Origin of the sequence: Pelagivirga sediminicola (genome assembly GCF_003072125.1) — a bacterium.
Classification (GTDB): domain Bacteria; phylum Pseudomonadota; class Alphaproteobacteria; order Rhodobacterales; family Rhodobacteraceae; genus Roseovarius; species Roseovarius sediminicola.
The window spans coordinates 1-2,770 of the sequence record NZ_QCYH01000045.1; the positions used below are offsets into that span (position 1 = coordinate 1).

At 58.6% G+C, this 2,770-nt stretch carries 2 protein-coding genes; both read right to left on the reverse strand.

Annotation, left to right across the window (positions count from 1 at the left end):
• Positions 1-104: 104 nt before the first annotated feature.
• Positions 105-986 (reverse strand): TniB family NTP-binding protein, encoded by an 882-nt coding sequence (locus tag DC366_RS19290; protein ID WP_108693766.1) that lies wholly within the window; start codon positions 984-986, stop codon positions 105-107.
• Position 987: 1 nt separating this feature from the next.
• A complete protein-coding gene (locus tag DC366_RS19295) occupies positions 988-2,622 on the reverse strand; it encodes a TnsB C-terminal domain-containing protein (RefSeq protein ID WP_108693767.1) in 1,635 nt (544 codons plus the stop codon).
• Positions 2,623-2,770 lie beyond the last annotated feature (148 nt).

Consider the following 2,770-nt stretch of genomic DNA (forward strand, 5'->3'; position numbering starts at 1 on the left):
CAGTTCCGCGTCATCGCAGTAGTTGGCCGCCGCCAGCCGTGATAACCAACCTGACAACAACTCGTCTGGCAGCGGCGCGACAGTTTTCGGCAGCGGGTGCGGCTTCACACCCCGGACTTCTCGAGTCGCCGATAGGCGTTCGCATGGCGAGACCAAACCGGCGTCCATTTTGTGATCGCGTCATCAGTGATGCATTCATCACCTGTGACAATGGCGTCGATGGAAAGATCCTTGATCAGGGAGAAGATGCGCGAGGTCACCCCACCGGTCAGCGCAAGTATCTGCTTGAGTGACTTGACCTTCAGATTGGATTTCTTCTCGAGGGCCATTGCCGCGATGAGTGTCTGGATCATGTCCGAGAACTCGGCATCGTCGCGCCAGTTTGGCAGGTGATGTTCGTCCAGCCGCCTGGCAAGCTGGATATCACCACGGATGGCATCAACGGCCTCGCTGACCCCGAGGCAGACCAGCGACACCTCGAGTTCATTGCTAAGATACCGCAGAACATTGAGAAAGCGGCGCTGTTCGCGGTGGGTCCCGGCCAAGAGGTTGTGAACCTCGTCGATCATGATCATCCGAAGGCCAAGGTCGCGCAGGAGCGCGATGACGCGGACTTCGAGGGAAGCCACATTTTGAGCGCGGGCGCTCAGTGCCGTCGCCGGGGCGCCGACGGCGGCCAAGATGTGCAGGTAGAACCGCCGTTCGTCTGGTGCGGGCGGCGCTTGCAACAGCAGCAGCGGTGTGCGGGTGATGCCTGACGCCGGATCGTATTCTGGTGCGTATCTGCGCGACAGGTTTCGGGCGATCATCGTCTTGCCGATCCCGGAGGCACCATGCACAAGAAGCCCAGGCATACGGGTTTGCCGTGGCGCTTCGATCATACCCTGCAAGCGGTCCAACACCTGTTCGGCCCGCGGAAAGCCGATCCAGATATCCGATTGAATGAGGGCGATCCGACCGTCTTCCTCAGTTGTCCCTGCCCTCAATTCACCATCTCTCCACCTTGAACAATGGGCGCGATGTATCACCCGTGTCGATCGGACGCAGCCCTTCGGTTGTCGAGACAGCCGAGTTGGCGCCCTCCAATGTCCCTTTTCTTTCACGGGATCGGCGTTCCGCCTTCGTCAGGCCCCGGCTTTCAGTCTCGATCTGGCGTTGCTGTCGGATCAGCTCAGCCAAGACCAGTTCATTGGACCCGGACTTGCCAAGGGCACGGGCCTTCCTCATGGCTTCGCGATATTCCCAGAGGGACACAGGCGGAATTTCAAGGTTCCTGTACCGCGCCTCAACATATCGGCCATCTTCCAGTTCAACCCAGATCATTGAGATATCGCGAGGATCGTAGCGAACAACCACCTTTCCGTCGCCGCGCCCAATGTGGCCTGCAAGGGCATCGGACCAGTACCGTATCTGGAACAGATGGATGCCGTCACGCCTGACTTTGCGCAGTTCGCTGGGCAGGAAGGTCACCTGAAAGGCTTCCATCTCGAAGGGGATGTCGCCCGTCATTTGCTCTGAGAGCGCTTCCCATTTGGCAACGGGCGTACAGCCAATGCTTGAATGAATGCTGTTGTTGTAACGGCAGATTTCGAGAGCAAACCAATGATCGAATTCGCTCAAGGTCATCGTGGCCATGCCTTCGGCGTCATAGTCACCCTTGGCCGCGATTGAGGCTTGCGTTGTTCCCGGCAACAGGTGAACGGCCCCCATCATCGTCCCGATCAACCGCTCGATGTGACCCCCGAAGTGAGGACTTCCCGGCGGCCGATAGATCAGATCGATCCCCCATTCCGCACATGCCGACCGAAAGGCCCGCGACCGGAAATCGCGGCCATTGTCGACATGGATGCTCTGCGGTTTGCCTTGTGCGGGCCAAGGAATATTGCACGCCAATTCCGCCAGAAGTTCCGCCTTGGGGGCTACCGCCTGTGTCAGGCAAAGCGCCACTGACAGACGCGAAGGTGCCTCGAGAGAGGTGTAATATCCCGTTACCAACCGCGTTGCGACGTCGATCGCCAGCGTGACCCACGGTCGGCCAATTGGTTGGCGCTCAAAACTGTCAACAAGAATAATGTCGGCAGGTGTATGGTCGATTTGCACGACCTCCAGTGGCTGACTGGCCTTGTTCTCGCCTGTGACGGCCGAAAATTTTTGGCGGGCTGCCTTTGCCCCCTCTCGTGCCTTTGCAACTTCGCGGGCATCCATTGCATCCAGACGACGCTGAACCGTCCGCCGTGTCGGCGGTTGCAAGCCCTGCTGCCAGCACGCGCTGCGGATCTCAGTCACGACGCGCGAGAGGCTCGAACGCTCCCGGCGCAAGAAATATCGGCGAAGATGCTCTTCGATCACCGATTCAACTTTGCCGGATATCAAAGTTGTACCGGCCGGACGACCCCGTTTCCGCGGAGCCAGCGCGCTGGTGCGCCCACCCTCTTCCGCCAGCCGCTTTATCCAACGCCAGACCGTCGCCCTGCTGACACCAAGCTCCCAAACGGCGTCATTGATGCCGCTTTCCAGACTGCCAGCCCCATTGAGATATGCCTGAACAAGCGGACGTAGCACGGCGGCCCTGCGCGACTCTTCAGCACCAACTGCAACGGAGGCTTCGCCATCATCATCCATCGATATTTGCCGCACATGTCTGTGAACCCTGTCTCAGGTTTAAGGGCAAGAATATCGGAATTAAAGGCAAAATCTCATATTTAAGGGCAAAGGACAGCCGTTGATTTCGTTGGATTTCTCATCTCACAATTATGGGCTACGCGACACC

What these genes read in the sequence shown, in the direction of transcription:
- DC366_RS19295 (WP_108693767.1), bottom strand. Translation starts at nt 2,622, where the DNA reads ATGGATGATGATGGCGAAGCCTCCGTTGCAGTTGGTGCTGAAGAGTCG.